This window comes from Microlunatus sp. YIM B11417 (assembly GCF_059617205.1).
Genome location: NZ_JCAMPJ010000001.1, coordinates 1191590 through 1215139, shown reverse-complemented (window position 1 = coordinate 1215139; position 23550 = coordinate 1191590). Strand labels below are relative to the sequence as shown.

24 protein-coding genes are annotated in these 23550 nt (G+C 71.1%); 8 read left to right on the top strand and 16 right to left on the bottom strand.

The window, feature by feature from the left end; genetic code table 11:
• Positions 1-66 precede the first annotated feature (66 nt).
• Entirely contained in the window at positions 67-633 is a 567-nt protein-coding gene (locus tag AC6CCG_RS06185; protein ID WP_496653596.1) for a helix-turn-helix domain-containing protein, read from the top strand.
• Here the strand turns inward: AC6CCG_RS06185 and AC6CCG_RS06180 are convergent, their stop codons facing one another.
• Entirely contained in the window at positions 634-1659 is a 1026-nt protein-coding gene (locus AC6CCG_RS06180) for a DUF4192 domain-containing protein (protein WP_496653595.1), read from the bottom strand.
• A 247-nt stretch (positions 1660-1906) separates the two neighbouring features.
• Between AC6CCG_RS06180 and AC6CCG_RS06175 the strand changes: the two genes are divergently transcribed.
• Genes AC6CCG_RS06175 through AC6CCG_RS06165 form a run of 3 tightly spaced genes read left to right on the top strand, consistent with a single transcriptional unit; the run spans position 1907 to position 4613 of the window.
• Positions 1907-2509 carry a hypothetical protein gene (locus AC6CCG_RS06175; RefSeq protein WP_496653594.1) on the top strand — a complete coding sequence of 201 codons (603 nt, stop codon included), beginning with the start codon at positions 1907-1909 and terminating at the stop codon, positions 2507-2509.
• Positions 2510-2566: 57 nt separating this feature from the next.
• Entirely contained in the window at positions 2567-3541 is a 975-nt protein-coding gene (locus AC6CCG_RS06170) for a DUF4432 family protein (protein ID WP_496653593.1), read from the top strand.
• A gap of 43 nt (positions 3542-3584) precedes the next feature.
• Positions 3585-4613 carry a DUF2891 family protein gene (locus AC6CCG_RS06165; protein WP_496653592.1) on the top strand — a complete coding sequence of 343 codons (1029 nt, stop codon included), beginning with the start codon at positions 3585-3587 and terminating at the stop codon, positions 4611-4613.
• A 102-nt stretch (positions 4614-4715) separates the two neighbouring features.
• On the opposite strand, the gene AC6CCG_RS06160 is transcribed toward AC6CCG_RS06165, so the two are convergent.
• Positions 4716-5927: a Gfo/Idh/MocA family protein gene (locus AC6CCG_RS06160; RefSeq protein ID WP_496653591.1), complete on the bottom strand. Its 1212-nt coding sequence runs from the start codon at positions 5925-5927 to the stop codon at positions 4716-4718.
• A 132-nt stretch (positions 5928-6059) separates the two neighbouring features.
• On the opposite strand from AC6CCG_RS06160, the gene AC6CCG_RS06155 reads away from it, so the two are divergent.
• Positions 6060-6662, top strand: coding sequence for a class I SAM-dependent methyltransferase (locus tag AC6CCG_RS06155; RefSeq protein ID WP_496653590.1), 603 nt, complete (start codon positions 6060-6062; stop codon positions 6660-6662).
• A 1-nt stretch (position 6663) separates the two neighbouring features.
• Here the strand turns inward: AC6CCG_RS06155 and AC6CCG_RS06150 are convergent, their stop codons facing one another.
• From AC6CCG_RS06150 to AC6CCG_RS06135, 4 genes are all read right to left on the bottom strand, one after another.
• Positions 6664-7884 (bottom strand): ROK family protein, encoded by a 1221-nt coding sequence (locus tag AC6CCG_RS06150; RefSeq protein WP_496653589.1) that lies wholly within the window; start codon positions 7882-7884, stop codon positions 6664-6666.
• Between the two features lie 94 nt (positions 7885-7978).
• Complete coding sequence (locus AC6CCG_RS06145) at positions 7979-8989, bottom strand: Gfo/Idh/MocA family protein (protein ID WP_496653588.1); 1011 nt, start codon at positions 8987-8989, stop codon at positions 7979-7981.
• Positions 8986-9993, bottom strand: a complete 1008-nt coding sequence (locus AC6CCG_RS06140; RefSeq protein WP_496653587.1) for a Gfo/Idh/MocA family protein — start codon at positions 9991-9993, stop codon at positions 8986-8988. Before AC6CCG_RS06140 ends, AC6CCG_RS06145 begins: the two co-directional genes overlap by 4 nt.
• Before the next feature lie 102 nt (positions 9994-10095).
• Positions 10096-11496: an alpha/beta hydrolase family protein gene (locus tag AC6CCG_RS06135; RefSeq protein ID WP_496653586.1), complete on the bottom strand. Its 1401-nt coding sequence runs from the start codon at positions 11494-11496 to the stop codon at positions 10096-10098.
• Positions 11497-11745: 249 nt separating this feature from the next.
• Here AC6CCG_RS06135 and AC6CCG_RS06130 point away from each other — a divergent pair, with 249 nt between their 5' ends.
• Positions 11746-12342 carry a rhomboid family intramembrane serine protease gene (locus AC6CCG_RS06130; protein WP_496653585.1) on the top strand — a complete coding sequence of 199 codons (597 nt, stop codon included), beginning with the start codon at positions 11746-11748 and terminating at the stop codon, positions 12340-12342.
• On the opposite strand, the gene pdxT is transcribed toward AC6CCG_RS06130, so the two are convergent.
• Both pdxT and AC6CCG_RS06120 read right to left on the bottom strand, forming a co-directional pair.
• The gene (gene pdxT / locus AC6CCG_RS06125) at positions 12322-12894 is read right to left on the bottom strand and encodes a pyridoxal 5'-phosphate synthase glutaminase subunit PdxT (protein ID WP_496653584.1); all 573 of its coding nucleotides are present in this window, start codon (positions 12892-12894) and stop codon (positions 12322-12324) included. The genes AC6CCG_RS06130 and pdxT overlap by 21 nt on opposite strands.
• Positions 12895-12979: 85 nt before the next feature.
• Positions 12980-13393: a MerR family transcriptional regulator gene (locus AC6CCG_RS06120; protein ID WP_496653583.1), complete on the bottom strand. Its 414-nt coding sequence runs from the start codon at positions 13391-13393 to the stop codon at positions 12980-12982.
• Positions 13394-13519: 126 nt separating this feature from the next.
• Here AC6CCG_RS06120 and AC6CCG_RS06115 point away from each other — a divergent pair, with 126 nt between their 5' ends.
• On the top strand, positions 13520-14242 hold the full coding sequence (locus tag AC6CCG_RS06115) for an SDR family oxidoreductase (protein WP_496653582.1): 723 nt from the start codon (positions 13520-13522) through the stop codon (positions 14240-14242).
• Between the two features lie 5 nt (positions 14243-14247).
• On the opposite strand, the gene AC6CCG_RS06110 is transcribed toward AC6CCG_RS06115, so the two are convergent.
• The 5 genes from AC6CCG_RS06110 to AC6CCG_RS06090 all read right to left on the bottom strand — a co-directional run bounded on the left by AC6CCG_RS06110 (position 14248) and on the right by AC6CCG_RS06090 (position 19285).
• Positions 14248-14880: a hypothetical protein gene (locus tag AC6CCG_RS06110; RefSeq protein WP_496653581.1), complete on the bottom strand. Its 633-nt coding sequence runs from the start codon at positions 14878-14880 to the stop codon at positions 14248-14250.
• 57 nt (positions 14881-14937) lie between these two features.
• Entirely contained in the window at positions 14938-15030 is a 93-nt protein-coding gene (locus AC6CCG_RS06105) for a MerR family transcriptional regulator (RefSeq protein WP_496653580.1), read from the bottom strand.
• A 26-nt stretch (positions 15031-15056) separates the two neighbouring features.
• Positions 15057-16169, bottom strand: coding sequence for a serine hydrolase domain-containing protein (locus tag AC6CCG_RS06100; RefSeq protein WP_496653579.1), 1113 nt, complete (start codon positions 16167-16169; stop codon positions 15057-15059).
• Positions 16170-16286: 117 nt separating this feature from the next.
• Positions 16287-18539 carry an ABC transporter permease gene (locus AC6CCG_RS06095; RefSeq protein WP_496653578.1) on the bottom strand — a complete coding sequence of 751 codons (2253 nt, stop codon included), beginning with the start codon at positions 18537-18539 and terminating at the stop codon, positions 16287-16289.
• Positions 18536-19285: an ABC transporter ATP-binding protein gene (locus tag AC6CCG_RS06090; protein WP_496653577.1), complete on the bottom strand. Its 750-nt coding sequence runs from the start codon at positions 19283-19285 to the stop codon at positions 18536-18538. The genes AC6CCG_RS06095 and AC6CCG_RS06090 overlap by 4 nt, the downstream gene beginning before the upstream one ends.
• 161 nt (positions 19286-19446) lie before the next feature.
• Here AC6CCG_RS06090 and AC6CCG_RS06085 point away from each other — a divergent pair, with 161 nt between their 5' ends.
• Positions 19447-20193 (top strand): NYN domain-containing protein, encoded by a 747-nt coding sequence (locus AC6CCG_RS06085; protein ID WP_496653576.1) that lies wholly within the window; start codon positions 19447-19449, stop codon positions 20191-20193.
• 39 nt (positions 20194-20232) lie between these two features.
• Here AC6CCG_RS06085 and pdxS read toward each other — a convergent pair whose 3' ends face one another.
• The 3 genes from pdxS to AC6CCG_RS06070 all read right to left on the bottom strand — a co-directional run bounded on the left by pdxS (position 20233) and on the right by AC6CCG_RS06070 (position 23500).
• Positions 20233-21138: a pyridoxal 5'-phosphate synthase lyase subunit PdxS gene (gene pdxS / locus AC6CCG_RS06080; protein WP_496653575.1), complete on the bottom strand. Its 906-nt coding sequence runs from the start codon at positions 21136-21138 to the stop codon at positions 20233-20235.
• A gap of 111 nt (positions 21139-21249) precedes the next feature.
• Entirely contained in the window at positions 21250-22449 is a 1200-nt protein-coding gene (locus AC6CCG_RS06075; protein WP_496653574.1) for a glycosyltransferase, read from the bottom strand.
• Entirely contained in the window at positions 22427-23500 is a 1074-nt protein-coding gene (locus tag AC6CCG_RS06070; RefSeq protein WP_496653573.1) for a DMT family protein, read from the bottom strand. The genes AC6CCG_RS06075 and AC6CCG_RS06070 overlap by 23 nt, the downstream gene beginning before the upstream one ends.
• Positions 23501-23550: the final 50 nt, after the last annotated feature.

Sequence of the window (23550 nt, the reverse complement as noted above, 5' to 3'; positions counted from 1 at the left end):
CTACGTCACCCGCCGCCGAGCCCGGTCGCCATTGACCGGCCACCGCCACCCGACTAGATTCGAAACGTGTCTTTCGAAAAGGTCGACCCGCTCGAGGACCCGCGGGCGATGCGGGCCCTGGCGCACCCGCTCCGGCTGCGGATCCGGGACCTGCTGGACGACGAGGGACCGCTCACCGCGACCGAGGTCTCGGACCGGATCGGCGAGAGCCCGGCGAACTGCTCGTTCCACCTGCGGACCCTGGCCAAGTACGGGTTCATCGAGGAGGCCGAGGGCGGCAAGGGGCGCAACCGGCCCTGGCAGATCCGGCACGGCTGGATGCGGGTCGAGCCGGAGAACCTGGCCGGTGACGCGCGGCGGGCCGCGCTGGCGATGGGCCAGGCGCTGCGCAGTGCGCTGGCCCGGCGGATCGAGGCCTGGGCGCGGCGTCAGCGGGACCTGCCCGAGCCCTGGCAGCACGTCGGGTTCGAGATGCAGATCGACACGGATCTCTCGCCCGAGGAACTGAAGCAGGTCGGCGAGCGGATCAGTGAGGTGCTGAAGCCCCTCACCAGCCAGCGGGAGAAGGCGCCGGGCAGCCGCCGGATCACCATCGCCGTGCAGGGCTTCCCGCACGTCGCCGACGACGACTGATCATCCGGTCTCCGGCCACACCTCCTCCCGGATCCGCGGCCCCAGCTCGTGCCACAGCGTGGGCGGGATCCCGCTGCTGCCCAGCTCCGCCAGCAGCGTGATCATGCTGTACGACGGATCGAGCCGCAGCCCGCGTTCGACACAGCAGTTGAGCAGCGCACCGTGCCCGCTGACCCAGGCCGCGGCACCGGTCAGCGCCAGTGGGGCGAGGGCGTACCGGTCGATGGTCCGGCTCACCACCCGGCGCCACAGCTCGAGGTGGTCGTCGGCGCGGTCGACCGTGATCATGGACCAGGCGGCGTCCCGGGCCTCGATCGTCGCCGCGAGCACGGCCAGTCGGGCGCATTCCGCGTCCGACGGCTCGGTGGCCAGCCCGGCCTGCACGGCCTCGACCATCGCGATCTGGCGCGCCCGCGGCTGCAGGCGGTCCAGGTCGCGGACCGCCCTGGCCGCCAGCGCGGCGAGACTGGGCCGCTCGGGCTCGTCCGGGCCGGCGATGCTCGCCTCCAGCTCGGCCCGGCTGGCCAGCACCGGCAGGCCGGCCAGCACCGCCGCCGCGGCCGCGCCGCTGGCCCGTGGATCGTACGGGATGCCGGACGTCCTGGACCTGCCGAACGCCGTGGTGCGGGACCACCAGCGCTCGCCGTCGGCGTACAACACGTCGTGCAGCACGCAGCTCGGGCGGGCCCGCTCGGCTCGGGCCCAGCAGGCCCGCCAGCGGTCCAGCAGCGCGGTGGCCGCGGTGAAGTCGCGGCCGTACGCCACCGCGACCGCTCCGGACGCCCGGTGGGCGACCGCGAGCGCATGACCGTAGTCGGCCCACTGGTCGGCGCCGGCGGCCGGCGGCAGGTCCACCCGCGCCGTCAGCAGCAGGTCGTTGCCCTGGAACAGCAGCAGGACGAAGGACTCCTCGGGCTGGAAGCCGAGCAGGTAGGGAATCAGGCCGAGCAGCTCCTGCGGATCGCGGGCGTCGAGCCGGACGGCCGGCGGCGGAGGCCGGTGAGGTTGGGCACGTTTCATGCCCATGGTTCTGCGTCATTCCCGCCGAATCCGCCGGCGGAAAGAAAATCTGTGGACAACCGAGAAAGTCGGCGGGCGCCTGTGGACAGCGCCGGCGGCCGCCGCGGACTTGCTGCATCTCGTCCGACGCCACGGTAACGTGATGGGTGTGAGTCACGAGATCGAGCGGGCGGACTCGACCAGTCGGACCGCCCCCGGTCTCGGTCGAAGTTCCAGCGGCCCCGCCTTCGCGCCACCCGCTTCCGGGCTCCCCTTGGCCGATCGACCCCTGGGTACGCCACCGGCCGCACCGCGGCCCGCACCCGAACCTCCGCGCCGCCGCTCCCTGCTGCTCCGGATCGCTCCGGCCGTCGGCACCTTCGTGATCCTCGCCCTGGCCGCCGTGATCATCGTGGCCGGCAGCGTCCAGGACAACCGGAAGGCCGCGGAAGAGGCCAGAAGGCCGGTCCCGTCGCCGGTGATCACCGCACCGCCGGCCGTCGCATCCGACCCCGCCGGCGAACCCGACGCGATCGAGTTCACCACCCCGCAGGGACGCGGCGAACTCACCGTGATCGACCACACCTGGCTCCGCAAGCCCGGCTCGTCGGAGGTCCGGCTCCGGGTGCAGGTCGAACTGCGCGCCCTGGACGGCGTCGTCGACTACGACCCGGCCTACTTCTTCGCCGCCCGCGACCTGGCCAACCCGGTCCGCGCGGAGGACTCCTTCGCCCACGGCGATCTCGATGTCGGCGTGCTCGAACCCGGCGACGCGGCCCGCGGCTACCTCACCTTTCTGCTCCCCCGCGGCGACGTCACGCTGATGATGTCCAGCGACGCCGCCGACTGGATCACCGCGATCAAGATCGTCGACTGAATCACGATCCCGACGCGCGTCAGTGCGGGCCCCGGTCGATCAGTAGGCTTCATCGCTATGACCGAGGTCGAAACTCACACCGAGCGCGGCTGGGACGTGCTCCGGATCCGCTCCGAGGGGATCGTCGCCGAACTGGTCCCGGGCCTGGGCGGCACGGTGACCTCACTCCGGCGGCCGGACGACGACGCCGAACTGCTCTGGCGCACCCCGTGGGGACTCCGGCCGCTGACGCCGACCCTGCCCGGCAACGCCGAGGCGTCGATGCTTGATCATTTCCCGGGCGGCTGGCAGACGCTGTTCCCCAACGGCGGCGACACCGCCCACGCGCACGGCGTCGAGTGGGGCTACAACGGCGAGACCCGGCTGGCCCCGTTCGACTGGCAGGTCGACGGCTCGTCGGTGATCATGACCACCCGGCTGGTCCGCAGCCCGTTCCGGGTGACCAAGATCGTCACCGTGGACGGCCCGACGATCACCGTCGAGGAGTCGGTCCACAACGACGCGAACGAAGCGGTCGAGGTGATGTGGGGCCAGCAGGTGGTGCTCGGCGCGCCGCTGCTCGGCCCGGACACCGTGATCGAGAGCGGCGCGACGATCGTCCACCCGGACCCGACCGCGACCTCCGGCGCCAACTACAACGACGTGATGCCGTGGCCGCGCTCGGTCGGCGAGGACTCCATGATCAACTTGCGCCGGGTGGTCGGGCCGCGCGCCGATCATGCCCGGCTGGCCTACCTGACCGACTTCGTCGATCCCCGGATCACCGTACGGAATCCGGCGGCCGATCTCGGTCTCGACCTCAGCTGGGACGCCGAGTCCTGGCCGTACGCCTGGTACTCGCTGGAGTCCGGCCACCGGCGCGGCTTCCCCTGGTTCGGCGACGGCTACTTCCTGGCCCTGACGCCGTCCAGCAGCTGGCCGGCGCACGGCATCCACGACGCGCGCCGAATCTCCAAGGCGACCGTCTGGGTGCAGCCCGACGAGACCCGGAACGCCCGGCTGTCCCTCACCGTGCACGCGCGCACGGAGTAGGCACAGCAGGGGGAACCGACCGACTGCAGAGGGGCGGGCCACGATGGTCGATCAGCAGCTGATCAAGTCCTGGGTACGGGTCGCCGCGCGCTCGCTCGGCACCGCGTACCCGTACGCCAGCCATCACGTCAGCCGGGACGCCTACGACAACGACGTCACCCCGCGGACGCTGCACCCGGCCTTCCACGGCAGCTTCGACTGGCACTCCAGCGTGCACCTGCAGTGGTCCCTGGTCCGGCTGCTGACGATCCACCGCCCCGCCCTGGACGCCGAACAGCTGACCGGGCCGGTCTGCGACCTGCTGGACGCCCGGCTGACCCCGGCCAAGATCGCCGCCGAAGTGACCTATCTTCATGATCATCCCGGATTCGAGCGGCCGTACGGCTGGGCCTGGGCGGCGATGCTCGGCGCCGAGACCTGGCGCTGCCTGGACCAGTTCGCCGACCCGTGGGTCGAGGCGACCAGCGAGCTCGTCGCCTGCATCGCCGACTTGATCATCGACTTCCTGCCCCGGCTGCCGCATCCGGTCCGGCACGGCCTGCACGGCAACACGGCCTTCGCGCTCAGCCTGATGCACCACGCGTTCACCGTGATCGGCCGGGCCGACGTGGTGGAGTTGATCAACGACTACGCACGGAAGGCGTACGGCGGCGACACCGCCGCCCCGCTCGCGTACGAGCCGTCCGGGACCGACTTCCTGTCCCCCGCCCTGAGCGAGGCCGAACTGATGCTGCGGGTGCTCGACACCGAGTTCCCGGCCTGGCTCGACCGGTTCCTGCCCGGCCTGGCCCGCAAGCCGAAGCCCGACCCGGACCTGGACCGGCTGCTGCGGCCGATGCCGGTCGAGGACACTGCCGACGGCCAGCTGGCGCACCTGACCGGCCTGGCGCTGTCCAAGTCCTGGCAGCTGTCCCGGCTGGCCGGCTCGCTGCCGACCGAGGACCAGCGGCACAGCCGGCTCGTGGCTGCGGCGATCCAACTCCGCGAACCGGCCCTGCCGCTGGTGACGGAGGCCCACTTCGCCTCCACCCACTGGCTGCTCAGCTTCGCCATCCTGGCCACCGATTGGTAACCCGACTTGACCCACCTTCCTGACGCTTTACACACGTTGCAACCTGTGTAAAGTGCCGGTTTTTCACGTTAACGTGAAAAACCGACCAGGGCTCACCAGGGCTCAGCGGAAGGCGGCCAGGTCCACGTCCGGGCCGGGGCCGTGGTCGGGCACCTCGATCCGGGCGCCGTCCTGGCGGGCCGAGGCGAAGGCGGCGACGCCGGGCAGCGTGAATCGGGCCGCGACCCAGGCGTTGATCGGGGGCTGCGACTTCTTGGTGACGGCGCGGACGAAGTCGTCGGCGAGGAAGTGGTGCGAGCCCTCGTGACCGTTCGGGGCGCCCTCGAACTCCTTCGGCAGCCGGGAACGATCATGGGCCTTCGCCATCCCGGAGCTGAAGCTGTGCAGGAGTTCCGGGTCCAGCCCGGCCAGGTCCGTGTGCCGCTCGGCCTGGTACTCCCGGGTGTAGAACAGCTCGCTGATGTCCTCGATCTCCTTGCGGTCGCTCCAGCTCGCGCCGGTCGAGGTCTGCTCCATCACGCCCTCGGTGCCGTAGAACCGGAACCGCGACTCGTGCACCCGGCCCGGATGGCCGACCCGGCGGAACTCGTTGGTCCGCATCACGCCGCCGTCGGCCAGGTGGAACAGCGCGCTCATGTTGGAGTAGTCGTTGTCGAACATCGACACCTCACGGTCGAACACCCCGTCGCCGCGGTCGTCGACGATGCCGATGCAGCTGACCGAGGTCGCGTGCGTCGGCCAGGCGCCCAGCACGCCGCCCACCGCGTGGGTCGGGTAGAGCATGGGCGGGTACGACGCCGTCGACTTCCAGTTCTCGCCGCCGCTGAACTGGTACGCGGAGTAGAACCCGTTGTCCATGTCGTGCACGTAGTCGCCCTCGCCGTAGAAGACCCGGCCGAACTCGCCGGCGGCGATCTTGTCCCGGGCCCAGACGACGGCCGGGTTGTAGTAGCTGGTCTCACCCATCATGTAGATCAGGCCGGTCTGCTCGACCAGCTTGATGATCTCCGCGATCTCCTCCGCCGACACGGCCATCGGCACCGCCGAGTAGACGTGCTTGCCGGCCTTCAGGGCGTTGATCACCAGCTCGCCGTGGGTCCAGCGCTGCGTCATCACCGCCACCGCGTCCACGTCGGAGGCCAGCAGCTCCTCAGCCGACGGGACCGTGCCGTCGATGCCGAACTTGGCGTTCGTCTCCTCGGCCCGCTCCGGCAGCAGGTCGGTGACGACGATGGAGGTGACGTCCGGATGCAGCTGCCACAACCGGATGAAGCTTCCCGCGAACTGGCCCGTGCCGATGACACCGATCTTCATTGTGTCCTGTCTCCGATGCTGGGTGTGGTGTTGGGGTGTGAGGTTTGTGTTGTCGCGAAACTATCGACGAGCAGCCTAGGCGATCGGGCGTGAAGTCTGTAGGTCTGGTTCGCGATGCGGCACCATGAATCCATGGCCGGGCAGCGAAGCAGGCAGGATTTCGAGCGGTTGTACGCCGACGGGCGCCCACCCTGGGAGCTCGGCGGGCCACAGCCCGCCCTGGCCGACCTGCTGGTACGGGAGCCGTTCGAGGACCCGGTGCTGGACGCCGGCTGCGGCACCGGCGACCTCGCGCTCTGGCTGGCCTCCCGCGGCCACCGGGTGCTGGCCTTCGACTTCTCCGCGGCCGCGATCGAGCAGGCCCGGGCCAAGATCACCGACGACACGCTCGACGTCACCTTCCTGGTCGCCGACGCGACCCGGCTCGGCGCACTGCCGCTGCGGCCCCGGACGGTGGTCGACTCCGGGCTGCTGCTCGGCCTGGACGAGGCCTCCCGGACCGCGTACGCCGGGGAACTGCGGGACCTCTGCGAGCCCGGCGCCCGGCTCGTCCTGCTGGCCCGCGACGACCCGGGCAGCGAGCACGCCGACGCCGGCCGGGACGAGTTGATCACTCGGTTCGCCGCGCCGGACTGGACCGGCACCGAGGTCCGGCCGGCCGAGGTGTCCGCCCGGATCGACGGCGCGGAGGTACGGCTGCCGGGCCGCTTGTTGATCACTCATCGCGCCGGATAGGTCACTCCATCAGCAGTACGGAAGGGTGCGCGGACAGGAAATGATCAAGGACCAGGGCCGCCGCGCCGTGCGCCGCGACCCGGTCGCCGACGATCGAGCCCTCGACCCGTACGCCGGCGTCGGGGCGGACCAGCCAGCCCTTCATCCCCTCCGGAACGACCTCCAGGAAGCGATCCCGGACCAGCGACCAGATCGGGCCGCCGATCACCGCAAGATCGAGATCGAGCATGTTGATCATCAGGGCGATGCCGGCACCGAGCCGGCGGGCCGAGGCCTCCAGCATCGCGGTCGCCTCCGCGTTGCCCTCGTCGGCCAGCCGGCACAGCCGGGTGAACCGCTGCTGCAGGTCCGCGTAGTCGGTCTCGGTGGCCGGCGGGTCCAGCAGCCCGTGCCGGACCGCCTGCCGGACCAGACCCTGCGGCGCGCAGGACGTGTTCAGCGAGCCGCGCCGCCCGTAGTCGAGATCCTCGGCCTCGGGATCGACGATGATCTCGCCGACCTCGCCGACGTTGTTGCTGACGCCGCGGATCACCTCGCCGCCGACCACCACGCCGGCCGCGACGCCGCTGCCGAGATAGAAGAACAGGAAGTCCCGGCGCCGCTCGCTGGACGCCCACAGCTCGCCGGTCGCCGCCGCGGTGGCGTCCTTGTCCAGCAGGACGTGCAGCCCGGTGGCCTCGCGCAGCTCGGAGCGCAGGCCGACGTTGTGCCAGGACGGCAGCTGCGGCGGGTCCAGCAGCACCCCGGACTCGATGTCGATCGGGCCGGGGGCCGCGACGCCCAGGCCGAGCAGCCGGGTCTGGTCGATCCCGGCCTCGGCGATCAACGCGTCGCAGGTGACCTTGATCAGGTTCACGATGCCGGCCGGGGTGTGGTTCGACGGCGTCGGCAGCCGCCGGTCCGCCCGGACGTGCCCGGCCAGGTCGACCAGGACGAAGTTCAGGTTGGCCGGGTCGACGTGCACGCCGATCGCGTAGTGCCCGTCCGGATTGACCTCCAGCAGGGTGCGCGGTTTGCCCCGGGCCTGGGCCACCTTGCCGGTCTCCAGCACCAGCTCGGCCTGCAGCAGTTTGCGGGCGATGTTGGACATCGTCTGCTGGGTGAGCCCGGTCAGCTCACCCAGCTCGACCCGGCTCCGGCCGTGCGGGGAACGGCGAATGGCATCGAGGACGACCGCCTGATTGAAGTCGCCGAGGGTTCGAAGATTCGAGCCCTTGCCCATGCCGTCACACCTCCGATGCCTGGATCCGCCGTCGCCGTCGGCGGTAGATCTGGGGCGATCACATCATAAAGGTCACCCCTGGTGCACCGTCAGTTCAGTTGATCACCACCGGCTCGCCACTGCGTACGGACTCATAGGCCGCCTCGACGATCTCCATCGAGCGCAGCCCCGCCTCGCCGTCCGGCTGGGGCCGCCGGCCGGTCGCGATCGCGTCCACGAACTCGGCCACCAGGGCCGTGTCCGCGTCGCCGCCGTAGGCCAGCCAGAGCGACTTCTTGTCGGCCTCGGAGAAGCCGTCCACCCGGCTGTTGAAGGCGTCCATGTCGGCGATCCCGCCGGTGCCGACCAACTGCAGGGTCAGGCCGCCCCAGGTCGGGTAGTTCGGCGGCTTGGACCAGCTGCAGTCGATTGTGGCCAGCACCCCGTTGGCGTACCGGATCGAGACCAGGCCGGCCGTCTCCACCTCGACCTTGTCGGCGTGCAGGATCTTGTTGACCGACGCGTACACCTCGGCGGCCCGGGTGCCGTCGAACAGCGAGTCCAGCAGATCGGCCACGTGCACGGTGTGGTCGGCCAGCGAGCCGCCGCCGGCCAGGGCCGGGTCGACGAACCAGGACCGGGCGTCCAGCGGGATCCGGCCGTTGTTGGTGCCGGTCACCGAGAGCACCTGGCCGAGCGACCCGGCGTCGTAGGCGGCCTTGGTCGCGGCGAACGCCGAGGAGAACCGGACCGGGTAGGCGACCATCAGGTTCACCCCCGCCGCGGCACAGGCGTCGATCATGGCCCGGGCATCGGCGGTGCTGGTCGCGATCGGCTTCTCCGACATGACGTGCGCGCCGGCGGCCGCGGCCAGCTCGGTCAGCTCACGGTGCTTGGCGTTCTCGGAGCAGATGATCACGCCGTCCGGCTCGGTGGCCAGCAGCGCCTGGTAGTCGTCGAAGTACGGGACGCCGAGGTCGGCGGCCAGGCTCGGGCCGCCCGCCTCGCCGGCCGGTCGCTGATCATGATCGGGATCGCTGGCGATCACCTCGATCCCGAGCCGCTTCAGCGCGTGCACGTAGGAGACCGCGTGCAGATGGGCGAACGACATCATCGCGATCTTCATCGGGCTGCCTCCTCGGCGACGGAATCGGTGGTCAGGTGGACCGGCTGGCCGGTCCGGATCGAGGTCGCGGCGGCCTCGGCGATCTTGACCGCGGCCAGCCCGTCGGCGGCGCTGACCCGGGTCGGCGCGCCGGTGGTGAACGCGGCGTGGAACTCGCGGATCTCCGTCAGATAAGGGCTTTCGGTGAAGCCCGCGTCCGGCAGCAGACCGGTGCCGGAGTCGTCGGCGGCACCGCCGTCGATCACCAGCGGCCGATGCTCGGTCGAGTCGTGCTGCAGCAGCCCGCCGGTGCCGGCGATCTGGAACGTGGTGCGGAACGTCGTTCCGGGCCGGGCCCAGGTGCCGTTCACGTAACTGATCGCGCCGCTCGTGTGCGTCAGGATCACCTGGGTGCTGCGCACCGGGACCGCCGGATCGGCACCGGTGTCGCGGGCGAACACGGTCGCCACCTCGCCGGCGTTCCAGCGGGCGAAGTCAAGATCATGGATGCTCTGGTCGACCACCAGGCCGCCGCTCAGTGCGTCGTCCAGGTACCAGGGCCGGACCGGGCGCGAACCGGCCCGGGTGAACCGCTGCACCGCGATGTCGCCGATCCTGCCGGCGGCGACCGCGTCGTGCATGGTCACGTACTCGCTGAAGTAGCGGACCACGTGCGCCGGGTAGAGCTGCACACCCGCATCGGCGCAGGCCGTGATCATGGACTCGGCGTCGGCGCTGGACAGCGCGAACGGCTTCTCGCACAGCACGTCCCGCCCCGCCGCGGCCGCCGCCCGGACCAGCTCGGCGTGCGTCGTGGTCGGCGTGCAGACGTCGACCGCGTCGACCGAGGCGAGCAGTTCGTCCAGCGATCCGACGGCCTCGCCGCCGCCGACCCGGTTCAGCAACGGCGACGGGTCGTCCTTGGCGTAGACCAGGACCCGGACGCCGAGGCTCAGCCAGGCGGGCAGGTGGGCGCTGGCGATCGCGCCGGCGCCGATCATGCCGACGGTGAATGGTTCCGCCATCGAGTGGCTCCCTCTCTCACAGTGGACTCGACCCCCGGTGGACCGAGGAGGTGGTGCACCATTCTGGCCCGACCGGTCGCCGACGGCCGCGACCGGGGTAGGTCAATCGATCACCTGGAGCTCGCCGTGACGAGCCAGCCGAGGCGCCGGATCCGTACCGGAGAAGGCGGAGTCGAGGAAGTCGGCACTCGCGCGGGCGGTGATCGCGAGCCCGTCGGTCCGGCCCAGCGAGCCGATCAGTCCGGGCAGCGGCGGCAGGTACAGCGGGGCGTCGGTGAAGGTCAGATGGGCGGTGCCCGGGACCATGATCAGATAGCCGGTCGCCCGGCTGCGCCGCAGCGCGTCGGTCAGCCGGGACCCGTAGTCGGCGGTCTCCTCGCCGTCCGGCTGGTGTCGCAGCGCCAGCACCGGTTGCGGGTACGGATCCGGGCTCGGGTCGCGCGGATAGCCGTCCAGATCGATCACCGCGCCGAACGCAGGGTCGAGCCGGGCCGCCAGCAGGGCCGCGGCGCCGCCGAGCGAATGGCCGGCGACCGCGATCCGGCCCAGGTCCAGCCGGCCGGCCAGGGGGCCCGCCGGATCGGCCAGCCGCTGCCGGACGAAGCTGAGGTCGGCGGCCCGGAGCTCGGTCGAGCGGAGCGCCCGGCGGTTGTCCTCGGCGTCGTCGCCGGTCGCGACCAGCCTCGACGTGATCACCCGGCCGTCGGCGAGCTGGACCGCCGCCGAGTCGTACGGGTGGTCCAGCGCCGCGACGACGTAGCCGCGGGAGGCGAGTTCCTCGGCCCAGGCCGTGCTCTGGGTCCGGACCGCGCCGAGACCGGGCGAGAAGAGCACGACCGGGAATCGCCCGGCAGCCGGTTCGGCATCCTGGCGGGCGCGGGACCGTGCGCGGGCGGGTCCGTCGAGCAGGAACGCCGGCAGCCCGTACTGGCCCGCCACCGCCGCCGCGACCGTGCCGGCCTCCGCTGCCGTACGTCCGAGAAGGTGGGCCCGGGGCCCGTCCGAGGGCAGCGCCGGATACCAGAGCTGGGCCACGACCACCCGGCGTTCGGCCGGCTCGGCGGGCTCCGGCCGGTCCGGATCGGTCCACTGGACGACCCTGGTCCCGACCGGGTACGGCCCCGTCGGCACCGGCAGCCTCGGCACCGGCAGCAGCACCGCGAGCGCCACGCCGGCACCGGTCAGGCCGACCAGGACCACCGTGCCGAGGACCGCGGCCCAGCGGCGCCCGATCCGGCCCGGGCGGCCGCGGCGGGCCCGGACCAGCGCGACGACCGTGCCCGGCAGGACCAGCAGGAACGCGGCCAGCACCGGGAGCAGCACCCACCGCGGACCGGCGACCAGGATCCCCGCCAGGGCGACCGCGCCGACGGCGAAGGCCACGAGCCGCACTCCGGTCCGGGAGCGCTCCGGCAGCCGGCGGCTGAACACCAGCGCGAGGACGGCCGGCACCGCCAGCAGTTCGGGGACGGACAGCGAGATCAACGGCAGCGGCTCCAGCACGCCCCGATCCTGGTCCGGCCGCGGATCCCGGGCGACAGGCCCAGGTCTCGATCCCGCTACGACCCCGGTCCGGGACATCGTCCCGCGAGCGTGCGAGCCCGTCGGCCCCTCCTGCCCGGCCGCGCACCTCTACCGCCGTCCGCGCACCCGCCAGGCCGCCCGCACGCCGCATCGAGGGCTTGCCGTGCGGCGTTTGGCGGGAACGGGCAAGCTGGATCACCCGGAAGAACCGGACCCCGAGGAGCACCCGTGTCCAGCAGCATCTCCCCCGCCGGCCCGTCCCCGGTCCGTGCCGGAGCGGCGAACGTCGTCCGCTCCGCCGTCGTCATGGGCGGCCTGCTCGCGTTGCTGTGGGTGCTGGAGGGCTTCGACTCGCTGATCGGCGGCCGGCTGGACGGGTACGGCATCCACGCCCAGGAACTGGACGGACTGCCCGGCATCTTCGCCGCACCCCTGCTGCACGCCGGCTGGACCCACCTGATCAGCAACTCGGTGCCGTTCTTCGTGCTCGGGCTGCTGGTCATGCTCGGCGGTGTGGCGCGGTGGATCTGGTCCAGCCTGATCTCGATCATCACCTCCGGCCTGGCCGCCTGGCTGCTCACCCCGGTCAACACGGTGATCATCGGTGCCAGCGGCCTGATCTTCGGCTGGCTGACGTACCTGCTGGCGCGCGGGATCTGGTCCCGCAAGCCCGGCCAGGTCGTGATCGCGGCCGCGGTCCTGCTGTTCTACGGCGGGCTCATCGTCGGCGTGCTGCCCGGCGCGGCCGGCGTCTCCTGGCAGGCCCACCTGGGCGGCGCCATCGGCGGCGTCCTGGCCGCCTGGCTACTGCACCGCCGTCGCTGACAGGAACGCCGCGTGGAGTCGCGGGTCGCCGGTCAGTTCCGGATGGAACGAGGTGGCCCACAGGCTCCCCTGCCGTACGGCCACCGGATGGCCCTCGTACGCGGCCAGCACCTCGACGCCGGGGCCGACCCGCTCCACCCAGGGCGCCCGGATGAACACCGCCCGGAACGGAGCCTCCAGCCCGCGCAGCTCGAGGTCGGCCTCGAACGAGTCGACCTGCCGGCCGAACGCGTTCCGCCGCGCCACCATGTCGATCCCGCCCAGCGTGCGCTGGTCCTCGGTGCCGCCGACGATCGTGTCGGCGAGCATGATCAGGCCGGCGCAGGTCCCGAGCACCGGCAGCCCTTCCTTGATCGCCCCGCGCAGCTCGTCGTACAAATCGAACGCGACCAACAGCTTGCCGATCGTCGTCGACTCGCCGCCGGGAATGATCAAGCCGGACAGTCCGGCCAACTCACGGGCCCGCCGCACCGGGCGCACCTCGCCGCCGGCCTGACCGATCAGCCGGGCATGCTCGGCCACGTCCCCCTGCAGGGCCAGGACGCCGATCATGGAACACCAGCTGCGAGCATGCCGCTCAGGGTAGTCGCGCCGCGGCCGCGGTCCGCCCGGCACCCGAGACGTGGACCGGCGACCTTCAGCCGGCGGCCGGCTCGGCGGCGTCGTACGGCGACCAGGCCGGGTCGCGGAGGGCGGGACAGTGCTCAGGGGTCGGATGGTTGGCGATGGCGATCATGTGGTCGAGGGCGTCCCGGGCCGCGGCGAGGTCGGCCATGGCGGCGGTGATCCGGTCGCGTTCCGCGGCCAGCAGCGCGAAGACCTCGGGCGACGCCTGCCCGGCGTCGACGCAGGGCAGCAGCCGCAGGATCGTCCGGCTGGGCAGGCCGGCGGTGAAGAACTGCTGGATCAGCCGGACCCGTTCGACGGCCGACTCGGGATACGTGCGCTGCCCGCTGGGGCTGCGTTCGGAGGCGAGCAGGCCCTGCTCCTCGTAGTAACGCAGCGCCCGGGTGCTGACCCCGGCGCGGTGCGCCACCTCGCCGATCCGCATCCGCCGTCCTCCGCTGCCGTTCCCGACTTGACCTTGACGCCAACGTCAAGTCCTAGCGTACGAGAGCCGCGTCGGCTGCGGCTCGCGTACCCGATCAGAACCCTCACGTCAGGAAGCACCCAGGACATGAACGTCACCGACCAGATCGCCCTCGTCACCGGATCCAACCGCGGCATCGGCCGCGCCTTCGTGCTCGAACTGCTCGAACGCGGCGCGGCCAAGGTGTACGCGACCGCGCGCCGCCCCGAGCTCATCGACCTCGACGACCCGCGCGTCGTGCCGCTGCACCTCGACCTGGTCGATCACGCGTCGGTGGCCGCGGCGGCCGCGGCGGCGCGGGACGTCACCCTGCTCGTCAACAACGCCGGCATCGCGACCGGGGCCGCGCTCGTCACCGGCGACCCGGCCGAGATCCGGCGCGAGCTGGACACCCACTTCTGGGGCACGCTGGAGGTCATCCGCCGATTCAGCCCGGTCCTCGCGGCCAACGGCGGCGGCGCGATCGTCAACATCCTGTCGGCCCTGTCCTGGTTCGCCAGCCCCGGAGCCGGCGCGTACGCCGCGGCCAAGGCCGCCGAGTGGAACATGACGAACGGCGTCCGTCTCGAACTCGCGGCCCAGGGCACCCTGGTCCAGGGCGTCCTGCTCGGCGCCGCCGACACCGACATCATGGCCGACTACGACGGCCCGAAGATCGATCCCCGCGAGGTCCCGCGGCGGTCGCTCGACGGCCTGGCCACCGGTGCGATCGAGGTGATCGTCGACGACTGGACCGCGATGGTGAAGACCTCGCTGGCCGCCGACCCCGCCCCGTTCTACGCCAAGATCACCGCGCTGCTCGGAGCCTGAGCCGGTCAGTGGGTGTCCGGGCGCGGGATCCGGACCCCGGCAGCGCGCAGCCGGGCTTCGACCAGCGCGACACCCTTGGCCGTCGCCGAGCCCGGCTCCGCGCCGTGCTGGGCGAGCAACTGGTACCGGGTCGCGGTGTCGGTCCGGCCCTGCAGCCCGGTCACGATCTTGAGGTGCTCGGGGTTGGCGAGGAAGTGGTCGGCCATCGCGGCCGCGAACTCGGGCAGCCGCGGATCGTCCGGCGCCCAGCCGGCCGCCTCGATCGCGCGCCGGCTCAGCGCGACGAACTCCGGGTCGTCGAGGGCGTGCTCGACATGGTCGAGGAAGTCGTCGAACCCCTCCGGGACCAGGGCCCTGGCCAGCACCCAGCCGTCCCGGACGGCGACCACCTCGTCGGCCGGCAGGCCCACATCGGTCATCCGCCGCAGCAGGGCGACGGCGCGGTCGGGCAGCAGGGCCCGGTCACCGTCGGCCAGCCGGCGCAGCAGCTCCCGCCGCTCGATCAGCTCCTCGATCCGCTCGGTGAGCTGCCGCTCGACGTCGGTGAGGGAGGCGGCGAACGCCTCGGGTTCGGCGTCGAGCAGCGGCCCGACGTCGGCGAGCGGGACTCCCGAGGCGGCCAGCGTCCTGGCCTGCACCAGCCGCAGCAGGTCGTCCGAGCCGTACCGGCGGTAGCCGGAGCTGTCCCGCTCCGGCTACCGCACCAGGCCGAGCTTGTGATAGTGCCGGACGGTCTTCACGGTGACGCCGACGTACGCCGCCGCCTGGCCGATCGTGACTCCGTTCATGGACACGATCCTGCCTCCCGATCGCCTCAGAACACCTGGTCGACCAGCCGCTGCCGGGCCTGCTGGACCACCGGCGCCAGGGAAAGCCCCGCGTCGTCCACCCAGTTCAGCACGGCGATCATGGTCCGGCCGGCGTCGGGCGTGCTGTACATCAGGGTCATGGAGCCGAGGTTGCCGCCGTTGTGGGTGATCAGGGTGTCGCCGCGGTCCGTCGTCTGCACGTACAGGCCCAGCCCGTAGTCGTGATGCGGGACGCCCGTGTCACGCGGGCTGCACATCTCCGCCAGCAACGGGGCCGGCAGGAGCTTGCCGCCGAGCAGCGCGGAGATGAACGTGTGCAGGTCCCGGCTGGTCGAGATCATGTCGCCGCCGGTGCAGACCCAGGACGGGTCGTACCGGGTGACGTCGACGACCTCGCCTTCGTGGCGGTAGTAGATCCGGGCGTGCGGCTCGGGCAGTTCCGGCGAGCCGTCCGGCACCACCGTGCCCGTCAGTCCGAGCGGCCCCAGGACCCGCCGCTGCAGTTCCTCGGGCAGCGGGCGTCCGGTGATCCGCTCGATCAGCAGCCGGGCCAGCACGTAGTTGGTGTTGGAGTAGCTCCAGCCGGCACCCGGCTCGAACCGGGGCGGGTTGGCCAGCGAGAGCCGGACCAGTTCCTCGGGCCGGTAGGTGTGGAACCGCTTGTCCAGCCACTCCTGGCCGGTGGAGCCGTACGGGACGGGGACGCCGTGCACGATCGACCCGTCCTCGTACACCTCGCCGGTGACGTTGAACAGCCCGCTGGTGTGCTGCAGCAGCATCCGTACGGTGATCCGCGGGTCCAGCCCGAACTCGGGCAGCCGGTCGGTGACCGGCGCGTCCAGCTCGATCAGGCCCTCGGCGACCAACTGCAGCACCAGCGTCGCCACGAAGGGCTTGGTGTTGCTGCCGATCCGGGCATGCCCGTCGACCGGCGGCGTGGCCGTACCGCCCAGTTCGGCCACGCCGGCACTCCCGGCCCACTCACCTCGGTCGTCGTGGACGCGCAGCGTCACCCCGACGAAGCCGGTGGCGACGATCTCCTCGATCGTCTGCTGCAGCTCCGGCCGCTCCTGGGTGGCCGCGGTGTTGCTGATCTTGGTCGGGTCGGAGGTGGTCATGGTGGTTCGCCCCTTCGTGGCTCGTCGGTCCGGCTCTCCTGCCGCTGCGCCGAGCGTCCACCTTGACCTCGGGTCAACCTCAACCGTGACCTGCCTCACCTCCTGCCCCGGGACCGATCACTCGGCGCCCTTGAGCGCGTCGCTCATGGGGATCCTGGCCAGCTTGCGCCCGGACAGCCGCTTGGTGATCTCGTACACCACGAAGATCGTCACGAAGCTGATCACGACGTGCCACGGGTTCACCGTCATCGGGATCAGCATGTTCAGCGTGTCGGCCACGATCCCGAACAGCAGGTTCGCGAAGACGAGCATGGCGGGGAAGCCGAGCAGGATCCCGACGATCACCGCCGGTGTCGCACTGTTCAAGATCAATCTCGCGAGTTCCCGCCGGCGGTAGCCCAGCACCTTGAACAGGGCAACAGTTCCGTGGCTCTCCTCGATGATCAAGGACGTGACGAGGAACAAGATCACGACCGCGATCAGCACCGCCAGGGCGGTCACCGATCCCATGATCAACGACGTCGGTGCGCCGACCTGTTCGAACGCGGCGGGATCGCGGGTGTCGAGGACGCCGGCGAGCTTCGACTCGTCGAAATCCATCTCCCGGCTCGCCAGCACCGTACGGTAGCTGCCGGCCGGCTGGCCGGTCAGCTGGTTGAACTCGGCCAGCGGCATGGTCACGAACTGCTCGCCGTAGGCCTGGACGATCCCGTCGATCCGCAGGCTGTAGGTGGCGCCGTCGAGCTGGCTGACGATCGGGAGCGTGTCGCCGACCCCGAGCTTCAGCCGGGTCGCCAGCGACTCGGTGATGTTGACCTGGTCCCGCGGCAGCGGGGCACCCCGGGTGTCGTCGAGCTTCATGCCGACCGAGTCCGGCAGCATCCCCGTCAGGTAGAACCCGACGGCCTCGCGCCCCTCGGGATGCACCCGGATCGTGTTGTACGGCTCCGCGCCGGCCGGGACCGGCGCGTCCTTCAGGTTCTGCACCTCGGTGAAGTTGTATTCGATCTTGTAGTTGTAGCGGTTCAGGGCACCCCGCTCGGTGACGACGTCCATCGAGTGGCTGTACGTCAGCCCGAACAGCATCACCATCGAAGCGGCGGCCACGCCGAGGACCAGGAACAGCAGGCGCGGGATGCTGCGGACCTGCTCGCGGATCCGGAAGGCCGTGGCGAACCGGAACCGGTCCAGCCGGAGCGCCCGCTCCAGCGCCGTCACCTTGCCGGACTTCTCGCCGCCCTTCATCAGGTCGGCGGCGCTCTTGCCGAGGATCCGGCGGATCGCCAGGGCGCTGGCCGTACCGATCAACGCGACGGGCGCGAGCAGCGCGATCGCCAGGTTGTGCGGCGCGAAGGACAGCCCCGTGTCCGGCAGGTTGTACGAGGTCAGCATGGTGCCGACCACCGGCCCGACGCAGGGCAGCGCGAGCAGTGTCCCGGCCAGGCTGCCGGCCAGCGTGACCAGCACCGGCACGGCCAGATAGTGCCGGGTCAGTTCGCCGCGCCGGTAGCCGAGGGCGTACAGGCTGCCGACGATGACGCTGTCGGCCTTGACGGTCCGGGTGATCATCACGCCGACGATCACGCAGCCGAGGACGAAGAAGGCACCCGCCACCGGCAGGCTCATCGACTGCATGCTCGAGATGTTGCCCCACGGCATGTTGATCCGCTGGTTGTGCTCGGCCTCGATCCACTCGGACAGGCGATAGCCGTCGCCGGCGAGCCGGTTCCGCAACGCGGTGGTCTGGGCCTCGAGCCGGTCGCGATCACCGAAGCGCACGCTGTACGTCGTCGTCGCCGCGGACGCCGACGGCAGCGCCTCGATGTCGGCCCGGGCCGCGACGCCGACGCCGAACCCCGCGGTCGGCAGGACGTCGTACAGCCCCTTCAGCGGATACACGTAGTTCGGCACCGCCACCGTGCCGACGACGGTGAACGTCCTGCCGTCGAGAGAGAGTTGATCACCGAGCTTCAGCCCGTGGGTCTGCAGGAAGTGCGGATCGACCAGCAGATCCCCCGGAGCGGCGAGGGCCCGGCCAGAGGTGACCTCGGCGAGGTTGATCTTGGTGCCGGGACTGAGCAGCCGGAGCTCGCCCGCGGGGAGCCGGACGTCGTGGCGCAGCGCGGCCTCGATCGTCGCGCCAGACTCGCGTTCCCAGGCGGGGATGTCGAGCGGCTTGTCGGTGCTGAAGGTCAGGTCCTCCTGCTGGTTCCGGTCGGCGAACCCGACCACCAGGCGCTCCATGCTGCCGGCCACCCCGGTGGCCGCGGTGAAGTAGAAGCTGCCCAGCAGGACCAGGATGGCGATGCCGATGGAGCGGCCCCTGTGTTCGCGCAGCATCCGCCCGATGCGGCGGTTCAGGGCGCTCACCACTGGATCCGTTCGGCGGGCACCGGCTGATCATGGTGCGTGACGTCCTCGACCTGGCCGTCGCGCATCCGGTAGACGGAGTGCGCCATGTCGGCGATCGCGGCGTTGTGGGTGATCATCAGGATCGTCGTACCGAATTCGGCGTTGACCCGCTGGAGCAGGGAAAGCACCCCGAGCGAGGTCTCCACGTCGAGCGCCCCGGTCGGCTCGTCGCAGAGCAGCAGCCGCGGGCTCTTGACGATCGCCCGGGCGATCGCGACCCGCTGCTGCTCACCACCGGAAAGCTCCCGGGGGAAGCGGTTCTTCTTGTCGGCCAGCCCGACCGCGGCCAGCACCTCGCCGGTCGGCAGCGGCTTCTCGCTGAGGTTCGAGACCACCTCGACGTTCTCGCCCGCCGTGAGGTTCGGCACCAGGTTGTAGAACTGGAAGACGAAGCCGATCTTGGTCCGGCGGTATTCGAGAAGTTGATCATCGCTGAAGTCGGAGATCCGCTCGCCGTCCACCTCGACCGTGCCGCTGTCGGCACGATCGATCCCGCCGACGATGTTCATCAGCGTCGACTTCCCGGACCCGGACGGGCCGAGGATGACTCCGATCCGGTGCCGGTCGAGCTCGAGCCCGGTGCCCCGCAGCACCGGCGTGACGACGCCCGTGCCGTAACTCTTCTGCAGTCCTGCCACGGCCAGGAAGCCGCCGTTGTCCGTCTTGTTCCGCAGGCCGGTCGCCGCGGTCGCCGAAGTTCTCATGACGCCAACCTTCGAGCCGCCGCCTGTCACCCACCTGACACGCCCCTGACACCGCCCGCAGTCGCGCGTCCGTGGACGAGGCAGGACACGCGGTTGCCCGGCTCCACCTCGGCCGGGGGAGCCTGCGGATTGTGTCGCCGGCTGGTGGAAGGATGAACTCCGTGGACGATGCCGACACGAAACCGACCGCGTCGGTGTATGTCGACGGCTTCAACCTGTATCGGCGGCTCCTGGAGGGCCACCCGCAGCACAAGTGGCTCGATCTCGAGGCTCTCGCGGAGCGAGTGCTCCCGGACTGTCGGGTCAGGTCGGTCTCCTACTTCACCGCGATCATCAAGGCGCTCCCCGGCAAGGACCCCAGTTCCCCCCAGCGCCAGCAGGCCTACCTGCGAGCGCTGGCGACCTTGCCCCGAACCGAGATCTACCGCGGCAAGTTCCGGGTCGACCCACGGGTCATGCCGCTGCATCCGACCGTCCTGGATGCAGACGGTGAACCCAAGCGCGTCAAGGTCAAGAAGACCGAGGAGAAGGGGTCCGATGTCGCGCTGGCGAGCAGGCTGCTCATCGACGCCATGAAGGGCGTCGCCGACGTCTACGTCGTGTGCACGAATGACTCCGACCTCGTCATGCCGATGCGCCTCGCCAAGGAAGAACTCGGTCGTCAGGTCGGCCTGCTGTCGCCCATGGAGCCGAAGCGCGCCAGCAACGAACTGAAGCAGACCGGTCCGATCTGGCACCGTCAGATCACACCTCAGGATCTCGCCGCTTGCCAGCTACCGGACCACCTCAAGGACGGCCAAGGCACAATCTGGAGGCCCGAGAAATGGGCCAGAAATTCCGAGAGCCCCGCCGAAGCGGGGCCCTCTAACCAGGAGCCGAAGCCACCTGGGGGTGTACATACACTTTAGCGCGGTCGGCTGGTTACGTCAGCATGATCGCCTTCAGCGTCACCAGCCGCGCTGGGCGAGCCGGTGCGGCTCCGGGACGTCGTCGACGTTGATGCCGACCATCGCCTCGCCGAGGCCGCGGGAGACCTTGGCGATCACGTCCGGGTCGTCGTAGAAGGTGGTCGCCTTGACGATCGCGGCCGCGCGCTGGGCCGGGTTGCCGGCCTTGAAGATGCCCGAGCCGACGAAGACGCCCTCGGCGCCCAGCTGCATCATCATCGCGGCGTCGGCCGGGGTCGCGATGCCGCCGGCGGTGAACAGGACGACCGGGAGCTTGCCGGTCCGGGCCACCTCGGCGACCAGGTCGTACGGCGCCTGGAGCTCCTTCGCGGCGACGTACAGCTCGTCGGGCGGCAGGCTCTGCAGCCGGCGCAGCTCGTCGCGGATCTGGCGCATGTGGGTGGTCGCGTTGGAGACGTCGCCGGTGCCGGCCTCGCCCTTCGACCTGATCATGGCCGCGCCCTCGGTGATCCGGCGCAGCGCCTCGCCCAGGTTGGTCGCGCCGCAGACGAACGGCACGGTGAACTGCCACTTGTCGATGTGGTGCGCGTAGTCGGCCGGGGTCAGCACCTCGGACTCGTCGATGTAGTCGACGCCGAGCGCCTGCAGCACCTGAGCCTCGACGAAGTGGCCGATCCGGGCCTTCGCCATCACCGGGATCGAGACGGCCTCGATGATGCCGTCGATCAGGTCCGGATCGCTCATCCGCGCCACGCCGCCCTGTGCCCTGATGTCGGCGGGTACGCGCTCGAGCGCCATCACCGCCACCGCGCCGGCGTCCTCGGCGATCTTGGCCTGCTCGGCGGTGACCACGTCCATGATCACGCCGCCCTTGAGCATCTCGGCCATGCCCCGCTTGACCCGCAGCGTGCCCGTCGGGGCCTCCTGTGCTGCAGTCATCGTCATTCCTCCCTCTGCCCGGATCGGTGCCGGGACGGGAGCAACGTACCTCCTCCGGCCGGCCGGGAGGGCGGCGGTCCACCTTTGCCCTTCGCCAGGCTCAGGGCGCCAGCGGCCTCAGGCCGCGCGGCGGGAGAACCGGCGGTGCTTCTTGAGCGAAACGAGCCGGCCGGACGGCTGGACCTGCCGGTACAACTCCTCGAACGCCTCCAGGGTGGCGCCGATGCTGTGCTTCTCGACGATCTTCCGGCTGGCCGCGCCCATCCGCCGGCGCAGGGCCGGGTCGGCGATCAGGCTGAGCAGCCGGTCGGACAGCTCGTCGATGTTGCCCGGCGTGAACAGCCAGCCGTTCTCGCCGGGGTGCACCAGGTGCGGCAGCGCCACCGCGTCCGCGGCGACGACCGGCTTGCCGGCGGACATCGCCTCCAGGGTGACGATGCTCTGCAGCTCGGAGACGCCCGGCATGCAGAACACCGAGGCCCTGCCGTAGGCCCGCAACAGCTCGTCGTCGTCCACGTACCCGAGGAACTTCACCCGGTCGCCGAGACCGAGCCGCGCCGCCAGGGCCTCCAGCGACGCGCGCCGGTCGCCGTTGCCGACGACCTCCAGCCGCACCGGCCGGTCCAGCGGGAACCGGGCCACGGCCTTGATCAGCTGGTCGACGTGCTTCTCGGCGTCCAGCCGGCCGACGAACAGGATGGTCGGCGTCATCGGGGCGGCGGCCGCCTGGGTCGCCTTCCAGTACTTGTCGGTCTCGATCCCGCAGGAGATCGCCCGGGCCCCGGTGATGTCGGTGTTGTCCTGCATCACCTGGACCGCCAGCGGGGTCGGGGCGGTGACCGCGTCGGCGTGCCCGAACACGCGGCCGAGGTCGTTCCAGCACCACCGCGACACCGGCCCGTACAGGAACTTCGGCAGCGGCAGGTAGCCCAGCACGTTGCCCGGCATGAAGTGGTTGGTGGCGATCGACGGCACCCCGCGGCGTGCGGCCGACCAGAGCAGACCACGTCCGATCAGCATGTGCGACTGGGAGTGCACGACCTCCGGCCGCAGTTCCCGGATCAGCCGGTCGATGGCCGGCATCGCCTGCCACGGCGTGCAGATCCGGTGGCTCTCGTGCAGCGGGTAGCGGTAGGACCGGAGCCGGTGCTCGGTCACCCCGTCGACGACCCGGGTGACCGGCGGCCCCTCGACCGACGGGCACACCACGTGCACCTCGTGGCCGCGCGCGGCGAGCGCGTTGGCCAGGGTGTGGGTGAAGGTCGAGGCCCCGTTGACGTTGGGCGGATAGGTGTCAGCGCCAAGCAGGATTTTCATCGAGTGTCCTCTTCGGGTCGGTGTCGTCCGGATCGGGCGACGGCACGGCGGTCGACTGACCGCCCAGGTTCAGTTCGGTGGCGGCATCCGGTCGCCCGGTGCCGAGTTCCCCGCGGGGACCGCTGGTTCCGGCGTCGCGGTCGGTGTCCTGGTCCTTCTGCTTCTTGGCGTCGGGATGATGCCGGGCCAGGACGAACACGCCGACCGTCGCGACCACGGCCGCGGCCGCCATCCCGAAGCCGGTCAGCGGATCCATGTGCTTGCCTTCGCCGAGCAGCATCAGCCCGATGAGTACGGCGACGAAGGGGTCGGTCACCGTGACGCAGGCGAGCACCACCTCCGGCGAGCCGACCGTGTAGGCCTGCTGCACCAGGGTGCCGCCGACCGCGGCCGCGGCGATGATGCCGAGCAGCGTGCCGATGACCACTGGTTGGGTGATCCGGCTGAAATCACCGGCGATGAGCTGCGACAGGGCCCGCATGCCCGCCGCGACCAGCCCGAACGCCGCCGCGCCGCCGAACGCGCAGCCGAGGGCCCGGACCCAGCCCTGGTTGACCTTCGCGACCATGATCGCGGCGCCGACCAGCAGGCCGACCAGGATCCCGGCCAGCACCAGCGTCTCGCCGGTCAGCGGCACCGAGGTCGCCTTGCCCGCGGTCAGCCAGACGAACGCCGCCGTACCGACGACGGAGATGGCGATCCCGGCCACCACCCCCCGGGTGGCGTGCTCATGACCGCGCCGGGCGGCGACGATCACGGCGAGCGGCACCCCGAGGACGCCGATCGGCTGGACCACCGAGACCGGCGCCAGCACGAGCGCGATGACATGGAGCCCCGCGCCGAGCCCGATCAGGCCGAGGCCGGCCAGCCAGCGCCGCTGGCGGAGCAGGGCGAGCATGCCCCGCAGGCCGAGGTTGCCGTTCTCACCCGACGGGGTCGAGATGGTGCGCCGGACGGCGTCGTGCTGCAGGATCGCGCCGAACGCGAAGCAGGCGGCGTCGCACACGGCGATGCCGACCGCGAGGAGCGTCAACAGGCTGTTCGGCGTCACGACGGTTCGCCAACTCGTTCCATCGAACCCGTCCGTCCCACAGAGATCAC